The organism is Paraburkholderia fungorum, assembly GCF_046027605.1.
Taxonomy (GTDB): domain Bacteria; phylum Pseudomonadota; class Gammaproteobacteria; order Burkholderiales; family Burkholderiaceae; genus Paraburkholderia; species Paraburkholderia fungorum_F.
On sequence record NZ_JAQQEF010000006.1, the window covers coordinates 216,311 to 235,169 of the forward strand.

The 18,859-nt window shown below is 62.9% G+C and carries 16 protein-coding genes and 1 pseudogene; 12 read left to right on the forward strand and 5 right to left on the reverse strand.

All coding sequences use genetic code 11. The features are described from left to right. The first annotated feature begins 189 nt into the window (after nucleotides 1-189). Both PQR53_RS13115 and PQR53_RS13120 read left to right on the forward strand, forming a co-directional pair. On the forward strand, nucleotides 190-2,034 hold the full coding sequence (locus PQR53_RS13115) for an ABC transporter transmembrane domain-containing protein (protein ID WP_408454056.1): 1,845 nt from the start codon (nucleotides 190-192) through the stop codon (nucleotides 2,032-2,034). Nucleotides 2,035-2,251: 217 nt separating this feature from the next. After that, nucleotides 2,252-3,271, forward strand: a complete 1,020-nt coding sequence (locus PQR53_RS13120) for an alcohol dehydrogenase (protein WP_408454059.1) — start codon at nucleotides 2,252-2,254, stop codon at nucleotides 3,269-3,271. A gap of 139 nt (nucleotides 3,272-3,410) precedes the next feature. Here PQR53_RS13120 and PQR53_RS13125 read toward each other — a convergent pair. Then, nucleotides 3,411-3,803: pseudogene (locus PQR53_RS13125) on the reverse strand (LysR family transcriptional regulator); the annotation flags it as partial. 135 nt (nucleotides 3,804-3,938) lie between these two features. Here PQR53_RS13125 and PQR53_RS13130 point away from each other — a divergent pair. Further along, entirely contained in the window at nucleotides 3,939-5,018 is a 1,080-nt protein-coding gene (locus PQR53_RS13130) for an NAD(P)H-dependent flavin oxidoreductase (RefSeq protein WP_408454061.1), read from the forward strand. 93 nt (nucleotides 5,019-5,111) lie between these two features. On the opposite strand, the gene copM is transcribed toward PQR53_RS13130, so the two are convergent. Together copM and PQR53_RS13140 are read right to left on the reverse strand one after the other, a co-directional pair. After that, nucleotides 5,112-5,510: a CopM family metallochaperone gene (copM, locus tag PQR53_RS13135; RefSeq protein WP_408454314.1), complete on the reverse strand. Its 399-nt coding sequence runs from the start codon at nucleotides 5,508-5,510 to the stop codon at nucleotides 5,112-5,114. Between the two features lie 135 nt (nucleotides 5,511-5,645). Continuing rightward, nucleotides 5,646-5,843: a heavy-metal-associated domain-containing protein gene (locus tag PQR53_RS13140; RefSeq protein ID WP_408454064.1), complete on the reverse strand. Its 198-nt coding sequence runs from the start codon at nucleotides 5,841-5,843 to the stop codon at nucleotides 5,646-5,648. A gap of 391 nt (nucleotides 5,844-6,234) precedes the next feature. On the opposite strand from PQR53_RS13140, the gene PQR53_RS13145 reads away from it, so the two are divergent. The 4 genes from PQR53_RS13145 (at nucleotide 6,235) to PQR53_RS13160 (ending at nucleotide 10,536) form a co-directional block, all read left to right on the forward strand. Next, nucleotides 6,235-7,221, forward strand: coding sequence for an O-fucosyltransferase family protein (locus tag PQR53_RS13145; protein ID WP_408454067.1), 987 nt, complete (start codon nucleotides 6,235-6,237; stop codon nucleotides 7,219-7,221). Between the two features lie 181 nt (nucleotides 7,222-7,402). Next, nucleotides 7,403-7,573 carry a hypothetical protein gene (locus PQR53_RS13150; RefSeq protein ID WP_408454070.1) on the forward strand — a complete coding sequence of 57 codons (171 nt, stop codon included), beginning with the start codon at nucleotides 7,403-7,405 and terminating at the stop codon, nucleotides 7,571-7,573. Between the two features lie 85 nt (nucleotides 7,574-7,658). After that, nucleotides 7,659-9,722: a potassium-transporting ATPase subunit KdpB gene (kdpB, locus tag PQR53_RS13155; RefSeq protein ID WP_408454317.1), complete on the forward strand. Its 2,064-nt coding sequence runs from the start codon at nucleotides 7,659-7,661 to the stop codon at nucleotides 9,720-9,722. Between the two features lie 115 nt (nucleotides 9,723-9,837). Continuing rightward, nucleotides 9,838-10,536, forward strand: a complete 699-nt coding sequence (locus PQR53_RS13160; RefSeq protein WP_408454073.1) for a response regulator — start codon at nucleotides 9,838-9,840, stop codon at nucleotides 10,534-10,536. Nucleotides 10,537-10,735: 199 nt separating this feature from the next. Here the strand turns inward: PQR53_RS13160 and PQR53_RS13165 are convergent, their stop codons facing one another. Next, nucleotides 10,736-11,146 carry a hypothetical protein gene (locus tag PQR53_RS13165; RefSeq protein WP_408454076.1) on the reverse strand — a complete coding sequence of 137 codons (411 nt, stop codon included), beginning with the start codon at nucleotides 11,144-11,146 and terminating at the stop codon, nucleotides 10,736-10,738. A gap of 276 nt (nucleotides 11,147-11,422) precedes the next feature. Here PQR53_RS13165 and PQR53_RS13170 point away from each other — a divergent pair, with 276 nt between their 5' ends. The 4 genes from PQR53_RS13170 (at nucleotide 11,423) to PQR53_RS13185 (ending at nucleotide 16,534) form a co-directional block, all read left to right on the forward strand. Then, a complete protein-coding gene (locus PQR53_RS13170; RefSeq protein WP_408454079.1) occupies nucleotides 11,423-11,968 on the forward strand; it encodes a fimbrial protein in 546 nt (181 codons plus the stop codon). A gap of 107 nt (nucleotides 11,969-12,075) precedes the next feature. Continuing rightward, nucleotides 12,076-12,834: a fimbrial biogenesis chaperone gene (locus tag PQR53_RS13175; RefSeq protein WP_459251629.1), complete on the forward strand. Its 759-nt coding sequence runs from the start codon at nucleotides 12,076-12,078 to the stop codon at nucleotides 12,832-12,834. 74 nt (nucleotides 12,835-12,908) lie between these two features. Further along, nucleotides 12,909-15,497 (forward strand): fimbria/pilus outer membrane usher protein, encoded by a 2,589-nt coding sequence (locus tag PQR53_RS13180; RefSeq protein ID WP_408454085.1) that lies wholly within the window; start codon nucleotides 12,909-12,911, stop codon nucleotides 15,495-15,497. After that, entirely contained in the window at nucleotides 15,494-16,534 is a 1,041-nt protein-coding gene (locus PQR53_RS13185) for a fimbrial protein (protein WP_408454087.1), read from the forward strand. Before PQR53_RS13180 ends, PQR53_RS13185 begins: the two co-directional genes overlap by 4 nt. Before the next feature lie 78 nt (nucleotides 16,535-16,612). Here PQR53_RS13185 and PQR53_RS13190 read toward each other — a convergent pair whose 3' ends face one another. Beyond that, the gene (locus PQR53_RS13190; protein WP_408454090.1) at nucleotides 16,613-17,236 is read right to left on the reverse strand and encodes an ABC transporter ATP-binding protein; all 624 of its coding nucleotides are present in this window, start codon (nucleotides 17,234-17,236) and stop codon (nucleotides 16,613-16,615) included. 243 nt (nucleotides 17,237-17,479) lie between these two features. On the opposite strand from PQR53_RS13190, the gene PQR53_RS13195 reads away from it, so the two are divergent. Continuing rightward, the gene (locus PQR53_RS13195; protein WP_408454093.1) at nucleotides 17,480-18,790 is read left to right on the forward strand and encodes an MFS transporter; all 1,311 of its coding nucleotides are present in this window, start codon (nucleotides 17,480-17,482) and stop codon (nucleotides 18,788-18,790) included. The last annotated feature ends 69 nt before the right edge of the window (nucleotides 18,791-18,859 follow it).

An 18,859-nucleotide genomic window follows, 5' to 3' on the forward strand; every position in this document is an offset into this window, starting at 1 on the left:
CTCCGTTGGACATGCTTTCAGACATCGATTCGACCTCGGTATCGATAGGTTAATTGGCCTGTGCTGCGGATTATAGGGCTGGTGGCGCAACAGGCCATGCATCGGGCCGCGCCGGGCTTTTGCGTGAACCGACCTCGAATTCGCAGGACTGGCACAATCGGAAGATATTCGATCCGCTCGGGAATCCCCATGCCAGATGCCGTTACGTCTTCGCCTCCTTCACGTTCATCACCACGTATCGGCCCCCTGTTTGCGCTGTTGCCCTTTCTGCGCCCCTATGCCGGCCGTTGGGTGCTCGCCTTCCTCGCGCTGGTGACCTCGGCGGGCGCCACGCTGGTGTTGCCGGTGGCGTTCAAATACCTGATCGATCGAGGCTTCGCCGGGGGCGACCGGGCGCACATCGACCGCTATTTCTTCGCGCTATTCGTCGTTTCGCTGGTACTGGCCGGCGCCACGGCGTTGCGCTTCTATCTCGTGTCGTGGCTGGGCGAGCGCGTCACGGCCGACCTGCGGCGCGCGGTCTACGATCACGTGCTGGGAATGAGTCCGCAGTTCTTCGAAACCACCCAGACCGGCGAGGTGCTGTCACGCCTCACTGCCGACACCACCTTGATTCAGGCGGTGGTGGGCACCAGCCTGTCGCTGGGATTGCGCAACTTCTTTCTGTTGACCGGTGGCGTGGCGATGCTGGCGGTGACGAGCCCGGTGCTGTCCGGCTACATCATCGCGACGCTGGTCGTGGTGGTCGCGCCTATCGTGATCTTCGGCCGGCGCGTGCGGCGGCTCTCGCGTGCAAGCCAGGACAAGATCGCGAACACCAGCGCGCTGGCGGGCGAGGTACTCAATGCGATGCCGACCGTCCAGTCGTATACGCAGGAGCCATTCGAGGCGCGACGCTTTGCCGGCGCGGTGGAGGCGGCCTTCGAGACCGCGCTCACGCGCATTCGCGCGCGCGCCTGGTTGACCGCCGTGGTGATCGTGCTGGTGTTCAGCGCCATCGTGTTCGTGCTGTGGCTCGGGGCGCAGGCGGTGCTGGCCGGGCGGATGACGGCGGGGCAGTTGTCCCAGTTCATCCTTTACGCAGTGTTCACGGCAGGCGCCGTGGGTGCGGTCGCCGAGGTGTGGGGCGATCTGCAGCGCGCTGCCGGCGCCACCGAACGTTTGCTGCAATTGCTGGCGGCGCGCTCGCCGGTGGTGGAAGCTGAGTCCACGGTCACGTTGCCTGTGCGAGGCGAGGGCATCCGCTTCGACAACGTCAGTTTCTCGTATCCATCGCGTCCTGGCATTGCCGCGCTATCCGCACTCTCGCTCGATGTCCGTCCGGGCGAACATGTCGCATTGGTCGGTCCGTCCGGCGCGGGCAAGACCACGCTGTTCCAGTTGCTGCTGCGCTTTTACGATCCGCAATCCGGCCGCATTCTGATCAACGGCGTGCCGACGCGTGACGTGCCGCTCGTCGAATTGCGCAAGGAAATCGGCGTGGTGCTGCAGGAATCGGTGATCTTTTCAGGGAGCGTGCTGGACAACATCCGCTATGGCGCGCCGGAAGCCACGCTGGCGCAAGTACAACGCGCTGCCGACATGGCCGCCGCGGCCGGCTTTATCGAAGAACTGCCGCAAGGCTACGACACCTTTCTCGGCGAGCGCGGCGTGCGCCTGTCCGGCGGACAGCGCCAGCGCATTGCGATCGCTCGCGCGATCCTGAAGAATCCGCCCATCCTGCTGCTCGACGAAGCCACCAGCGCGCTCGACGCCGCCAGCGAACGGCTGGTGCAAAAGGCGCTCGACAATGCCGCGCAGAATCGCACCACACTGGTCATCGCACACCGCCTCGCGACCGTCCAGCAGGCCGACCGCATTGTCGTGCTGGAACAGGGGCGCATTGTCGCGCAGGGCCGTCACGCGGAGCTTCTTTTGAGTTCGCCGCTCTATGCCCAGCTGGCTGCGTTGCAGTTCGGCGAGCAGTTGGGGCCGGCGGTGCAACGCGGTGCGGTGAGTGATCCGGCCGTGAGCGATCCTGTCGGGTCAGCGTGAAGGGCGCAAAACTGGCCGCACGGGTGGCCTGCTTGAACAAGCCTTTCGCGAGTCATGCGGCGTTCGCGTCGACGATAAGGACAGGCCATGCCGTGGCAGGGAGCGGCGCCTGCAATATGGCGTAAGCTGAACGCTTGACCGGTGGGTGACGTCGGCAGCAGATCCGCGAACCGGGTTTGGTCAGCTCGCGTTCGTCTCTTTCATCAGGAGGTAAGCGATGCGGACGATGAAGGCAATGCAGGTCGCGCGGGCGGGCGGCCCTCTCGAGCTCGTCGAACGGGACGTGCCGGAACCGGGTGCCGGGCAGGTGCTGATCAGGATCCAGGCGTGCGGCGTTTGTCACAGTGACGTGTTGACGAAGGAAGGGCAGTGGCCTGGCCTGAAATATCCCAGGGTGCCCGGGCACGAGATCGCAGGCGTCATCGATACAGTCGGCGCGGGCATAGAAGGATGGCAGGCGGGGCAGCGCGTAGGCGTCGGCTGGCACGGCGGACATTGCGGACGGTGCGAGAATTGCCGTCGAGGCGATTTTGTTCTGTGTGAGCGCGCCCTCGTCCCGGGTATCAGCTACGACGGCGGCTACGCCGAATTCATGGTGGCGCCGGTCGAAGCGCTGGCGCGCATTCCCGATGATCTTTCCGATGTCGATGCCGCGCCGCTGCTATGCGCGGGCATCACGACATTCAACGCACTGCGCAACAGCGGCGCGCGGGCCGGCGATGTGGTCGCCATTCTGGGCATTGGCGGACTCGGTCATCTCGGCGTGCAGTTCGCGAGAAAGATGGGATTCGTCACGGTAGCCATCGCGCGCGGAGAGGACAAGGCCAGTCTTGCGAAACAACTTGGCGCCCATCACTACATCGACAGCACCGCGGGCAACGTCGCTGAAGCATTGCAGGCGCTGGGCGGCGCGCGCGTCATTCTCGCCACCGTCACGAGCGGCAAGGCGATGAGCGCGGTAATAGGTGGCCTCGGGGCGAACGGCAAGCTGATCATGGTCGGGCTCTCCGATGAGCCCGTCGAAGTGCCTATCGCGCAGTTCATCATGGGGCGCAATTCGGTGCAAGGCTGGCCGTCGGGTACGTCGGCGGATTCTCAGGACACGCTCGCTTTCAGCGCGCTATCGGGAATCAAACCGATGATCGAAGAGTTCCCACTGACAAAGGCAGCCGAGGCCTTCGACCGGATGATGAGCGGTGCCGCCCGCTTCAGGGTTGTGCTCAAGACGGGGCAATAAGCGCGCGATTGGCCGACGCCTGTCGCATCATGCCGGCGTCGGCTGATTGCGCACTGCCTGACCGAGCGCGGCGCAAGCAATCAACAGCGAACCTGTGACGAAGAACACGGCGTGCAGACCGAGATGGACGCCGATCAATCCGCCGTGCCGGCAGAATGGGCAACACGCGATAGTGCGCATAAGGCGTCGGCATGCTGATGCGCAACACGCCGGCAGCGGCGGACTGCTGGCCGGTCGCTTCGCGCTCCGCGTCGACGAGTTGCCCGAGCGCTTCGCGGCAACGCTCGTAATAGGTCCTGCCCGCGTCGGTCAGCCGGATACGGCGCGTGGTTCTGACAAAGAGCCGCACCTCCATGCGCTCCTCGAGCCGCGACACCGAACGGCTCACCGCCGCAGGCGTGACGCCGGCAGCGGTGGCGGCGTCTGTAAAGCTCTCCCGTTCCGCCGCCAGACAGAACAGTTCGATGCTGCCGAGCATCAAGTCGTCGAACTGCCGTTTATTGTTGCGTTCAATGATCCGAGGATTATTCATTACGCGATGTATCAAATTAATTCGATATGGAGGTGTTTATCAACGCGGGGGCACAAGTATAGTCAGTTGCGTGGGAGCGGGACAGACTTGCGCGCGCGGCAATGCTGAACGCGTGAGACTCAATGAGGGACGAAAATGAAGGACGCTGGAAATCTACTCGCCCGGTTGGGCATAGGCTTGCCGATCATCCAGGCGCCAATGGCGGCCGTGAGCACGCCGGCGCTCGCGGCGGCGGTATCGAACGCCGGCGCATTGGGCTCGCTCGGTTTCGGTGCGATGAACGCGCAGAGCGCGCGGGCCGCGATCCACGAAACGCGCGCGTTGAGCAGCAAGCCGTTTAACGTCAATCTGTTTGCCCATGCGCCAGCCCACGCCGATCCGCTTCGGGAGGCGCGCTGGCTCGACTATCTGGCGCCGCACTTCGCGCGCTTCGGTGCTCAACCGCCTGTGGCGTTGCGTGAGATCTATACGAGTTTTGTCGAAGACGACGCGATGCTCGCGATGTTGCTCGAGGAGCGTCCGGCTGTGGTCAGTTTTCACTTCGGCTTGCCGTCGGCCGCGAAACTCGCGGCGTTGCGCGAAGCTGGGATCATGCTGCTGGCGAGCGCCACCAACCTCGACGAAGCCGCTGAGATCCAGGCAGCGGGACTGGACGGCGTCATTGCACAGGGCGCCGAGGCCGGCGGTCATCGGGGCAATTTCGATCCATCGGTCCCGGACGAATTGCTTGGCACGCTGGCGCTCGTGCGACTGCTGGTTCATGAGATTCCGCTGCCGGTGATCGCGGCTGGCGGCATCATGGATGGCGCGGGCATCGCGGCGGCGCTGGCACTTGGCGCACAGGCCGCCCAACTGGGCACTGCCTTCGTCGCATCGCCGGAATCTGCTGCCGACGCGGCATACCGGGCCGCGCTGCTGAATCCCCACAGCCGCACCACCTTCATTAGCGCGATTTCCGGACGTGCGGCGCGCGGCATCGTGAATCAGTTCAGTGAGTTGGGCGATGACCCGCAGCGTCCCGCGCTGCCTGACTACCCGATTGCTTACGACGCCGGCAAGGCGTTGCATGCGGCCGCGAAAGCGCGGGGAAGCGCTGCGTATGCGGCGCAATGGGCAGGCCAGGCCGTGCGGCTTTCGCGTGCGATGCCGGCGGCGGAACTGGTTGAGACGCTCGTTCGCGAGACTCGCGAAGCGCAAGCCGCGACGACCCGGTGAGCACCCGCGTGAGATGCGGGTCGCCGTTATTTCGCGGTTTTCCGTTTGCGGTTGTATCGCGACCGGTAGCGGCAGGTCAGGCCGCGCCGGTTGTCACTTCACACCGTGCTTCGCCTGCCAGCGCTGCATGAACGCGATCTCTTCGTGTTGCGCCTGGATGATGTTGCGGGCCAACCGTTTCAACTCGGGATCTTTACCGTATTTCAGTTCCACCTGCGCCATTTCGACCGCGCCTCGATGATGCGGGATCATGTGGGCCACGAAGTCCTTGTCGGCATCGCCCGTATAGGCGGGCGATTCCATGTCCTGCATCATTTTCTCGTCGACATCTTTGAAGGCCTGCGTCGAGGCGCTCGACCCGGCGTCCGCCGATGCTGACATGTCCATGCCGGGCATCGACGCACTCTGCTGCGCATAGACAGGCGCCGCAGCGACAGCAAACGCAACGCCGCTGAAAAGACACAGGGCACGGAATGTGTGAAGGTTTTTCATGTTGGATTTTCCGTTGGAGAAAAAGTGATATCGGGCGGCCATGATGCCGCGCCGTGATGCGGTGATGTCGCGGTGCCGTGCTGCCGTGAACAGGGAGGCAAGCTTAATCGATTTATATGACTTGACGCGATCCGCCTAGCCCCTGAGCAAAGGATGAAAACCCACCGCCTCCATGGCTTCGATGATGCGTGCCGTCGGCAACCTCGATGTGACCGCAACGATTTTGGCGGGGACATCGACGTCGAGCTTCGCCGCGGGGTCGAGACTTGTCACTGCACGAGTAATCGCGTTGGCGCAGCCGCCGCATGACATATCCGGGATGTTGAATTCCATTTTCGTGGCTCCGATGAGAGATCAGAGCCGAAGCGTGGACCTTCCCACCGGGGGAAGGTCAAGCGTCTACGCACATTGCGATCCCGTCTGGCTGCTCAATCGCCTCGCGAGTTGCTGACGCTGGCTGCATGATCGGGATGACTGCCCCTGGTATCCCCGCATGCGAATCTTCACGCAATCACCGCGAGGCAATTGAATGACGCGCTGGAGCAGCTCGCCGCGGCTTTGCCTATCCAGGGAAAACCTTACCGAACCTTTGTGCGTTAGCTCACGAATACAAGCCAAACTTACTTGGCCGGATTTGTTTAACTGTTATGCTGAGTGTTCCATTCCTTCGCAGCAAACAGGTGCGTGCCATTTCAAAGAATACCTAATTCATTAGGAGTTGGGCATGTTGAGAAAGGTAGTCGATCGGGCGAAACAGATCCGACGCAGCGAAGGGTTCAAGCATTCCGTGGCCACGCCGCGCCGGCTTTCGCTTCACGCTACACAGCGTTTGAACAGGGGCGTCTTTTCCATCGAGATTCAGGAGAACTCCGGGTTCTTCTCCGTGATGCAGATGGTCCTGTTTATTCTGATGTATTGCGACGAGAAATGCCTCACGCCGAGCATTAGCGCCCGCGGTGGGTTGTATGGCGACGCCGAGGGAAAACTGGACTGGTTCTCCGCGTTCTTCGAACCCGTGCACGCTACTTCGAGAAACGCGGTCACTCACAAGGTGAGAACGTCGACGGTCCGCGACCTGGTTCAGCTCGGATTTCGTCAGCGCTATGAAGCCCGGCTTCGACTCAGTAGTGCAAGCGAACTCTTCTTCGCGCACTATCGGCCGGCTACCCATATCTATGAAGAAGTCGACTCGATCTGCCAGAAGCTCGGACTCGGCACCTCGACCCTTGGTGCGCATTTCAGAGGTACCGATAAGGCACTGGAAGCCGTGCCGGTTTCGTGGGGAAGCTTTTGCCGGCAGGTGGAATTGGCGCTCGCGGAAAATCCGCAGCTCACCCATATTTTCATCTCGAGCGACGAACAGGCGTTTATCGATTTCTTTGTCGCGTGGCCATTCGGCAAGCCGGTTAAAGTAGCGCCGGCAAAACTACTCGCATGTGGCAATACGCCGATTCACTTTAGCGGCTATCCGGGACTCGAGATCGGCCGCGAAGCGCTGGTTTCGAGCCTGCTTCTGGCCAATTGCGGGTTCCTCGTGAAGACGCCGTCCTATCTGTCCGCATGGTCGAAGATATTCAATCCCTCCCTTCCTGTGAGGCTCGTCTCGCCTCCGCGCCCGGACGCATTCTGGTTCCCCGATAGCCGGCTCTGGCTCGAACAGGCCGCGCTCGAAAAAGCGACTCAAACGGCTGAAGCGGCTCAGGCAGCATAAGCCGGGTAGACGGCATAAACACCGGTCGTTTTCAGATGGCGGCTCGAACCGCCTGAAAGTATTCCAGCTGCGCCAGCCCGGCGCTCTCCCGCATCCTGCACACCGTCTTTACGAAATCGCGCGAAGTCTTGACGCTGCGTTTACGTAGCGTCTTCTACATTGCATGGTGCAAGAGTCCGTTGTGGAAGGCGCGGCCATCGATCTGCTTTACCTCATCGACATCATCGTGTTCAGCGGTCTCGTCGCGGCCTTCGTGATTGGCGTGCGGCACGCTTCGCCGCGCGCCTCGCGGCCGTCCATAAAGGAGCTTGGCCCCGTCGTTGAACATCTGATCGTGGTCGCGGAACATTGACTGAGAGGAAAGCATGAATAACGGATTCCAACCGCCGTTTCATCAGCCTGGCAACGTCGGTCAGGCACGCAACGCCGCGCGCTCGATGTTCGACCCGGCCATTGCGCGGCCGGCGCTCGTCGATTCGTTCAGGAAGCTCGCGCCGCGTCATCAGTTGAGTAACCCGGTGATGTTCTGCGTGTACGTCGGCAGCATTCTGACGACCATTCTGTGGATCGCCGCGCTCGGCGGTCAGGCTGAAGCACCCGCCGGTTTCATTCTCGCGATTGCGCTCTGGCTCTGGTTTACCGTGCTGTTCGCCAACTTCGCGGAGGCGCTTGCCGAGGGCCGCTCGAAGGCGCAGGCGGCTTCACTGCGTGGCGCGAAGCGCGACGTGATGGCGAAGAAGTTGCAGGAAGCGCATTCCAGGTCGCCGATCGTTATCACGACAGCGACCGATCTACGCAAAGGCGATGTCGTGCTGGTCGAAACCGGCGACGTGATTCCCGCCGACGGCGAGGTGATCGAAGGGGTTGCCTCGGTCGACGAGTCGGCGATCACGGGGGAGTCCGCGCCGGTGATCCGCGAGTCGGGTGGCGATTTTTCGTCGGTGACGGGTGGCACGCGTTTGCTGTCGGACTGGATCGTCGTGCGGGTCAGTGTGAATCCCGGCGAGGCTTTCCTCGACCGGATGATTGCGATGGTGGAAGGCGCCAAGCGTCAGAAGACGCCGAATGAAATTGCGCTGACGATCCTGCTGGTCGCGCTGACGCTCGTTCTGCTGTTCGCTACGGCAACGCTGCTGCCGTTCTCGATGTTCTCGGTCGAAGCCGCGAAAGCAGGGCACGTCGTCACGATTACGGCATTGGTCGCGCTGCTGGTTTGCCTGATCCCGACCACCATTGGCGGCCTGTTGTCGGCGATCGGCGTGGCGGGTATGAGCCGGATGATGCAGGCGAACGTGATCGCCACCTCGGGCCGCGCGGTGGAAGCGGCCGGCGACGTCGACGTGTTGCTGCTCGACAAGACCGGCACGATCACGCTCGGCAATCGCCAGGCGTCGCAGTTCGTGCCGGCGCCGGGTATCACTGAGGAACTGCTCGCCGATGCCGCGCAGTTGTCTTCACTTGCCGACGAAACACCGGAAGGCCGCAGCATCGTCGTGCTTGCGAAGCAGCGCTTCAATATCCGCGAACGCGACATGCATTCGTTGCAGGCCACCTTTCTCGCCTTTAGCGCGCAGTCGCGCATGAGCGGTGTCGATCTGCCCGATCGCGAGATTCGCAAAGGCGCATCCGACGCGATCAAACATTATGTCGAGGCACGCGGCGGGCGCTTCCCCGCGGAGCTGACGGCCGCGGTGACGGAGATCGCCCGGCGCGGCAGCACCCCGCTGGTTGTCGCGCAGCACGGCCGCGGCGAAAGCGCAGCACGCTGCATGGGCGTGATCGAGCTGAAGGACATCGTCAAGGGCGGCATCAAGGAGCGCTTTGCCGAACTGCGCAAGATGGGCATCAAGACCATCATGGTGACCGGCGACAACCGGCTGACGGCGGCGGCGATCGCCGCCGAGGCAGGTGTGGACGATTTCCTCGCCGAGGTGACACCGGAAGCGAAGCTAACGGCGATCCGCTCGCACCAGGCCGAAGGGCGCCTCGTGGCGATGACCGGCGACGGTACCAACGACGCGCCGGCGCTCGCGCAAGCGGATGTAGCGGTGGCGATGAACACCGGCACCCAGGCGGCGAAAGAAGCCGGCAACATGGTCGACCTCGATTCGAATCCGACCAAGCTGATCGAGATCGTCGAGATCGGCAAGCAGATGCTGATGACGCGCGGCTCGCTCACGACGTTCTCGATTGCCAACGACGTCGCCAAGTACTTCGCGATCATCCCGGCGGCTTTCGCGACGACCTATCCGCAACTGCGTGTGCTCGATGTGATGCATCTGAGCTCGCCGTCGTCGGCCATTCTGTCGGCGGTGATTTTCAACGCGTTGATTATCGTGGCGCTGATCCCGCTGGCACTCAAGGGCGTGAAGTACCGGCCGCTCGGCGCGGCGTCGCTATTGCGCCGCAATCTGCTGATCTACGGGTTAGGCGGCATTCTGCTGCCGTTTCCGTTCATCAAGCTGATCGACATTGTGCTGAACCTGTTCGGCTGGGTCTGACTTCTGTCGCCGCTGCTTTACCGGCGTGCACATGCGCGCTCTTCCAATAATTAATGGAGACCTCGCCTTGACGTCGGCCGCCGCCTGATCGGCGAGCTGTCGACGTGGCACATTCATGAGCGATCCCACCGTTACAGTTGTTGTGATCGATACCGACAAAGCCATTCGCCGCTTCATTCGCACGAGCCTCGAAGCGGGCGGCATGAGTGTCTTCGAAGCGCAGACTGGCGCACAAGGCCTGGCGCACGCTGCGACGCGGCTGGCGGACCTCGTCATCATCGATCTGAGTTTGCCGGACGTGGACGGCATCGAAGTGATCCGCGAATTGCGTAGCTGGTCGACCATGCCGGTCATCGTGCTGTCGGCGCGAAGCCGCGAGGAAGACAAGGTCGCCGCGCTCGATGCCGGCGCCGACGATTACCTCACCAAGCCATTCGGCTTGCCCGAGCTCAGCGCGCGGATCCGCGCGCGCTTGCGCAGACAGGCCGGCTGCGCCAGGGCCGGGCCGCCACAGATTCAGTTCGGCCTCGTCACGGTCGATCTCGGCGAGCGCAGAGTGCTGCGCGGCAGCCGGACCGTCCATCTCAGTCCCACCGAGTATCGCCTTCTCTCCGCGCTGATGCGCCATCCTGGGCAGGTATTGACGCATGAACAACTGCTCGGCGAGGTATGGGGCCCCTTGCAAACCGACAACCACCATTACGTGCGAATCTACATGGGACATCTGCGCCATAAGCTCGAACGCGATCCGGCGCATCCTGAACACATTGTCACCGAGTCCGGCGTGGGTTACCGGCTGGTCGGCGTGCGGTGAATTTCACAAAATTTTTATGCTGACGGCAGCTATCCTTTCGCGGCGTTTATGGTGTCGTCCGTATAGTTTGAGTCCGGCGTTCCGCCGCGAAAAATCCGCGATTGGCTGGAGAGTGTATGGCGTTCAAACAAACCAGGGGCTACGTGACCGTCGAGGCTTGCGTATGCGCCGCTCCGGGCTCTGCCACATCATGACCCCGTCAAGACCCGCCATGATGCTCAGAGGGATGTGCAAGGTTGTTGCCATCGCCTTCGTCACCAATCAGGTTCTCACGACTATTTTTACCTACGTCGCGCAGCAGCTCGATGCAGACTTGCCCCACGAAACGATCTGGCTGTTCAGTTGCGTGACCTGCGGGCTGCTCACGTTGTGGCTGCAGGCCGATGCCCGGCGCGCGTTCGGCTTCGCGCGTGCCAAGGGTTTCGTGAAGACGGCTGGCGACAAAAAGCAGGATTTGCAGATCGCCCAGGATTGCCCGAAACGGTGGCTCGTGATTCTGCATATCGAGTTGAATCCCGCTGCGATACAGGCGCAGTGAGGCGGCTTTACGCTGCTGCCTGATTGATTGTGAAGAGATAACGAAGCACCGCGCCACTGCGGCGTCGGCCATCAGGCCGGGACGCCGCACGATGAACCCGCGCAACCGTCCCCCGTATCCTCCTTCTGGCGCCTGAGCGTTTGCTCAGGCCGCGTCCGCTTGTCAAATGCCGCCGATTTGACATTGCTTAAAATTTTTTGCATCCAGCCTGACATTGGTTGACTGTTCCTTTTGAGTGTCGTCCCGATAATTAGCCCCGGCGCGGTTGGTTTGAGCGCAACGCCATCGCCGAACCCGCCACACACACGGCCTTTCAATACGACGCATCACTCACTAATGGGGATCACCATGAATTTCACGCGCTCAGGCGTTTTCGCCGCAGCGATCGCGGTCGCTGCCGCCATGCCGGCAGTTTCGCAAGCCGCGGACGGCACCATCACGTTCACCGGTCAGATTACGAGCCAGACCTGCACGATCAGCGGCAACGGCGCCGGCAAGAACTTTACCGTCACGCTTCCGACTGTCTCGACCTCGGCGCTCGCAACGGCCGGCACGACCGCGGGCCGCACGCCGTTCAACATCGCGCTGTCGAACTGCACGCCGAACTCGGGCAATGTGTCGACCTATTTCGAGCCGGGCGCTACCGTCGATACGACGACGGGCCAACTGGTCAACGCCTCGGGCACGGCGACCAATGTCGAAATCGGCCTCCTCAACGGCGACAGCAGTGTCATCACGCTGGGCGCCGCTCAGGCCTCGCAGAACTCGAAGGCCGTTGCGCTGGCAAGCGGCGCGGCCACGCTCAAGTACTTCGCGCAATACGTGGCGACGAACGGCGCGTCGACGGCGGGTACCGTCAATACGACCGTCATGTATTCGATCGTCTATCAGTAAAAGTAAAACGCTACGGGGCGGTAGCCGGCGCCCGGGAGAGGCGCCGGCTGTCGAGAAGATCTGAGCGAACCCCGAGTTCGCCATGTAATCAGGATCACGAAATGGTAATGCGAAAAAAATTATTAAAGGCGATGACGGTTTTCGCATTGTCATGGTTGGCGGGCAGCGCGCATGCGGGTGTCGTCATCAGCGGTACGCGCGTGATCTATCAGGCAAAAGAGCGTGAAGTGACGGTCAAGCTCAGCAACGAAGGCGACGCCCCCGCACTGGTGCAGGTGTGGCTCGACACGGGCAATCCCAACGCGATGCCGGACGAATCGAAGGTGCCGTTCACCCTGTCGCCGCCGCTGTTTCGCCTCGATCCGAAGAAAGGGCAGAGCCTGCGTCTGATTTATACGCAGGAGCCTTTGCCGCAAGACAAGGAGTCGCTGTTCTGGCTCAACGTGCTTGAAGTGCCGCCGCGCGCGGCCGCCAGCGCAGCAGCGGACGATCCGAATTCACTGCAACTGGCGTTCCGTTCGCGCATCAAGCTGTTTTTCCGGCCGACGGGCTTGCCGGGCAATGCGGACGAAGCGGCCGCGAAAGTGAGCTGGAAATTCGTGCGCAAGGACAACGGCGCTTACGCGCTGGAGGCGACCAATCCGACGCCCTATCACGTCACGTTCAGCAAGATCGTCGCGAGCGAGAGCACGACGAATTGGACCAGTGACAAGGGCGGCATGGTCGACCCGGGCGCGAGCGCGGACTTCGACGTCGGCAATGTCGCGCCGCTCGCCGACGTGCCCGCGCAAGTCGACTACACGTTCATCAACGACTACGGCGCCGGCGTCAACGGCAAAACGCTGCGCGACGAGACCCGCAAGTAATCATGCGCACCCGGTCACACTCTCCACGGCCGCGAGCCGGAAGCCGGTTCGCGCTCAGGCGCAGCCATGCCCTGATGCTCGGCGCGCTGGCCGCCTGGGGCACGGTGCCGGCGTTCGCCGACTCGACGCTGCTCGCCGACGTGCAGTTCAACAGCGAGTTCCTGATGAAGCCGAAAGGCCAAAGCGTCGACGTGTCGCGTTTCGAGCGCGGCAATCCGGTGCAACCGGGCGAATACACGGTCGATCTTTATGTGAACGGAAATTGGGTTGGCCACGACGCGCTTCGCTTCGTGGCACGCGAAGGCGCGGGGAACGCCGCGCCGTGTTTCAGCAAAGCGCTGATCGAGCGCCTCGGTCTGGACTTTTCGGCATTGTCGGGCAAGGGTCGTGGCGAACTCGCGAAAGCCCAGGCGGGTGAGTGCGCGAATCTCGCCGATCTGGTCGACGGTGCGTCGCAATCCTTCGACTTGTCCGATCTGCGGCTCGATCTGAGCATTCCGCAGGTGGCGCTGCTGCGCAATCCGCAAGGTTACGTGAGCCCCGAGTTCTGGGACGAAGGCGTGAGCTCGGCCACCCTGGGCTATAGCCTGAATTCGTTTCGCGTGAGCGGGTCGGGAGCGGCGGGGTCCTCGAACACGCAGACGTATCTCGGCCTGAATAGCGGCGTCAACGTCGGCAGTTGGCACTTCCGGCAGAATTCCGCGCTGACGTGGCAATCGAACGGGCCACGCACGTATCAGAATATCGCGACCTACGTGCAGCACGATCTGCCGTCGATTCGCAGCCAGTTGACGCTCGGCGATGCCTTTACCGATGGCGCCGTGTTCGACAGCATCGGCATTCGCGGCGCCGAGCTCGCGAGCGACGACCGCATGCTGCCCGATTCGCTGCGCGGCTATGCGCCGCTGATTCGCGGCGTGGCGATGACCAATGCGCGCGTGAGCGTCACGCAGAACGGCAACAAGCTGTACGAAACCACGGTCGCGCCGGGCGCATTCGAGATCAACGACCTTTACGCCACCGGTTACGGTGGCAACCTGCTCGTCACGGTCACGGAAGCCGACGGCAGTCAGCATAGTTTCTCGGTGCCCTATGCATCGGTCGCGCAGTTGCTGCGTCCGGGCATCACGCGTTTCAATGTCGCCGCGGGGCAGCTTCGCGATGCGCAGGTCGATCAGCACGACAGCCTTCTTCAGGCGACGGTGCAGCACGGTTTCAACAACGTCATCACCGGCTACGCGGGGACGATCGTTGCAGAAGGCTATCTCGCCGGCCTGCTCGGTGCGGCGGTCAATACGCCGTTGGGCGCGCTCGCGCTCGACGTAACCGAAGCGCGCGCCAACATTCGCGGTGTGACCAATACCACCGGGCAGAGCGTGCGAATCAGCTACAGCAAGCTGGTGCCGGCTACCGACACCAACTTCACCGTCGCCGCTTATCGCTATTCGTCGAGCGGCTTCTGGGCGTTGCGCGACGCCATGCTGGCGCGCAGCGCGGTCGCCACGGGGGAGGACCCGAGTTCGGTGGATCGCCAGCGCAATCAGATCCAGCTGACGATGAATCAGAGTTTCGGCAACGGCTGGGGGAACGCGTACGTGGTTGGCTCGACGCTCGATTACTGGAATCGCGGTGGCACCACCACGCAATTCCAGGTCGGTTACAACAACGTGTTGCGCGCGCTCAGCACCAACTTCAGCTACAACGTGTCCCTGTCGAGGCAGCGCGACGGCCTGACCGGACAGATGAATAACCAGCTCTTCGCGAGCGTCTCGATTCCGCTCGGCGCCGGTCAGCATGCACCGACCCTGTCGACCAGTTTCACGCACAACAGTCAGAGCGGTTCGTCAGAGCAGGCGATGCTGAACGGCTCGGCCGGTGTGGACAACGAATTCACCTACGGCGTGACCGCGAACCATGCGCCGGGCTCGAGCTCGGGCGGCGTGAATGGCCAGTACCGCAGCCCGTACGCAACGCTCGCAGCGAGCGCGAGCGGCGGTTCCGGCTACTCGCAGGTGTCGGCAGGCGTGACCGGCGCGATCGTCGCGCATCCGGGCGGCGTGACTTTCGCCAACGATCTGGGCGACACGATCGGTGTGGTCGAGGCGAAAGACGCGAAGGGGGCTCGCATCACCAATTCGTCCGGCGTGCGGATCGACAACTTCGGCTACGCGGTGATTCCGTATCTGACGCCGTATAGCCTGAACACAGTCGAAATCGATCCGAAGGGAATCCCGCTCGACGTCGAATTCAAGTCGACCAGCCAGCAGGTGGCGCCGCGTGCCAACTCGGTGGTGATGATTCATTTCGGCACGGTGACCGGCAGGGCGGCGGTGATTTCGGCTCGCTTGCCGAACGGCGCACCGCTGCCATTCGGTGCGACGGTGTTCGACACGAAGGGGCAGGGTGTCGGCGCGATCGGCCAGAACAGCCGGATCTTCGTGCGGGGTGTGGCTGACGAGGGCGCGCTTACGGTGAAGTGGGGCGACGCCGCCGATGAGCAGTGTGCATTCGGCTATCACCTGCCGCCGAAGGGCGAAGACCGCGGCGCGTATGCCCATATCGATGCTGTGTGCGGTGCGACGGCCGGCGCGGCGGCTAGTGTGCCAGGTAGTGCGGCGAACCAGACCGCGGCGGGTTCGTCCGCTGGAGGAAATGCGCAATGAAGATGTTTCTCTCATGCCGGGCCGTGCGGAAATGCTTCGGCATCCTGATGCTAGGCGCGGCGGGTTGTGCCGGACTGATTGCCAGCGCGCCCGCTCACGCGGCATTGCAATGCACGATTACCGGCTCGGCGGCGATCAGCTTTGGCACGCTCACCGTGCCGCGCGATGCGCCGGTCGGCGCGGCGATCGGTCCGCTGCAGTCGTCGACCGTATCCGTGAACTGTCCGTCGAATCCCGGCACGGTGGCGCCGTTCAACAACGGCTGGTATATGCAGTACTTTCCGCAGTTGACGAGCAGCCCGGTAGCAGGCGTGTGGAATACCGGCATCGCGGGGATCGGCATCAAGGTCGTGGACGTGACCTACGGCAACAAGACGATGTCCAGCCTGCCCGTCCCCAAGTGGGATGATTTCGGCGCGCCGATCACAACGACGGCTGCCTTCCAGGGTAGCTTCACGTTGACCTACCAGTTGGTGAAAACTGCCGCGCAAGTGACCGCGGGTGGCGCGCTCAACATTGCGCAGATGTTCACGCTGGTCAGCCACAACGTTCCGGCCAACGTTACGTCGCCGGCTCTCGTGACGATTTCGGTCAACAACACGTCGATCGTCGCGACCACGTGCACAGTGACCACGCCGTCAGTCAACGTCACGCTGCCAACCGTCAATGCCAGTGCCTTGAGCCCCGTTGGCACGACAGTCGGCAACACGAATCTCAGCATCGGGCTGTCTTGCCAGGCGGGTGCGAATGTTTACGTGACTCTGACCGACGCCACGAATCCAGGCAACACGACCAGCAATCTGACGCTCGCGAGCGGGTCGACCGCGACGGGCGTCAAGCTGCGAATGTTGAACAGCGGCGGATCGCCGGTCAGCTACGGGCCGGACTCGGCTGTAGCGGGCAATCCCAATCAGTGGCTGGTCGGTGCATCGGCGAGCACGACCCGCATCCCGTTGACCGCGCAGTACATCTCGACGGGTACGGTAGGGCCAGGTACGGTGAAGGGGCTCGCCACCTTTACGATGAGCTATCAGTGAAGGCTCAGGACACGGCGGGTTGACTCGCCACGCGCGCGGTGTTGCCGCCGTTCGCACGTCCCGGCGGAGCGAAGGCGCCTAGTCTTGCGTGCCCAGGTCCGCAAAACTGATGGTTTTCGCCTCGCAAGCTTGCGCGAAGGCCGCGTCGTAGCTTGAGAAAAACACCGTGCGGTTTTGCGCCAGCGTTCTGAATAGATCGATCAGCACGCCGCGCGCCGAGGCGTCGAGTCCGCCGACCGGTTCGTCCGCGATCACGACTTTCGTCTCGCCAAGCACGGCCCCGGTCAGGAAGATTTTCTTGCGCGTGCCAAACGACATCTGCTCGAAGCGCTTGTCGAGATGCGGTTCGAGTCCAAAGCGCCCGGCAAGCTCGAGCGTGTGGGTGTCGACTGTTGTGTCTCTGTGCGCCGCTACGCGCTCCAGGTACTCACGGCCGGTCTGGTCGGGATACGTCATGCAGTCTTCGGGCACATACGTGAGCGCCGATTGCGCTTCCTGCCGCGCGCTGCGCAGCGCATGGCCGCCAAGCCACACCTCGCCGGCGTCGAGCTCGATCGTGCCGGCGAGGATGCCGAGCAAGGTCGACTTGCCACTGCCGGATTCATCATTGAGCGCGACACATCCTGCAATGCTGTTGTAATGCAGTCCCTGAAAGATGAGGCGTTCGCTATAGCGCTTGCTGAGGTTGTCGAATCGAAGCATGGAGTACGGAGTGTGTCGGCGGAAGAACGTGCCGTGACGCGGAGGGTGATCGCGATCGGCGTGATGCCGGGCGGTGCGAATGCTTCGGCGGGGTTGGTGTGGCGCAAGTGTAGCAGCGCGGTCGGCGTGGGTTCCAGGTTGCGCCTGCCCGCGATGTTGAAGAAGGAAATACAATGCGTCTTTTGTCATCCTTCTGAATCCGCCGGCAAGAATACGCCGGCGAGAATTCGTCGATCGCAATCCATGCAAACTGCTGTGCACAAAGCGGCTCAACCGTCCCGCGCCGAACTCATGCGTATCGTCACGGCGATTATTATCGGTAACGGCTTTGTAGCGTACGACTTCACCGTCTACAGCTTTTCCGCGGTCATCATCGGTGATCTGTTCTTTCCATCGAGTAATCCTGCGTCATCGCTGCTGCTCTCGCTCGCCACCTTCGGCGCGGGCTTCGTGATGCGCCCGCTCGGCGCGCTGATGATCGGCCACATTGCCGACAGCCGCGGCCGCAAAGCGGGCCTCACGGTATCGCTCGCACTCATGACGCTCGGCACATGGCTGATTGCGTGTTTGCCGGGCTATGCTTCGATCGGCCCTGCCGCGCCGGTGTTGATGGTGCTCGCGCGCCTGATGCAAGGGCTCGCGGCAGGCGGTGAAATCGGGCCGGCGTCGGCTTCACTGATGGAGACGGTCCCGTACCGGAATCGTTGTTTCATGGTGAGCTGGCGCGGCGCGAGCCAGGGTGCAGCCGCCTTCGCCGCCGCGCTGATCGGGGCCAGCGCCACGGCGCTGCTGTCGCCCGCCGCCATGCACGACTGGGGATGGCGCATTCCATTCGTGCTGGGTGGGCTGATCGGACCGGTCGGCTGGTACCTGCGGCGCCGGATGCCGGCCGCCGCGCCGCAGCATCGAGCGCGGCTCAGCCCGACGCGCATGTTCGCGGCGCACCCGCGTGCCATCGTCTGCGGCCTGTTGATGATGGCGGCGCCTTCGGTGGGCATCTACCTCACGGTCTTTTATATGCCGGCCTATCTGGTTCGTACGCTGCATCGGCCGGCAGCGATCAGCCTGCTGACGGCCTGCCTGTCGGGCCTCGTGATCCTCGTGGTGACGCCGCTCGTGGCGCGCGCGGCCGACCGCTTCGCGAGCCGCAAGACGCTGCAGTACGCGGCGCTCGTGGCGTCGCTGGCGGCCGCGTGGCCGGCATTCCGGGCGCTGACGCATGGCGCGGGCGATGTCGCCGCGCTCGTCATCATTACGGCCTACGTGGCGCTGGCGGTCAACAATGCCGGGCCGAGTTCCGTGCTGATGATGGAAGCGTTTCCGGCCCATCGGCGAGCGGCCGGACTTGGGATGATCTACAGTTTCGGCGTTGTCCTGTTCGGCGGATTTTCGCCGTTCCTCGTGACGTGGCTGATCAGACGCACAGGTGATCCGATGATGCCGGCGTGGTATCTGATGGCCGCGACCCTGGTCACGCTGGCCGCGTTGAAGGCATTTCCCGAGCCGGAAGCGAAGGGTGCGTGCGTTGCCTGCGCTTCGCCGCCGCCGGCCTGAACGCTGCTCGGCCAGGCGTTACCAGGCCAACGTTACCAGGCCAACGTTACCAGGCCAGACCTAACAGAC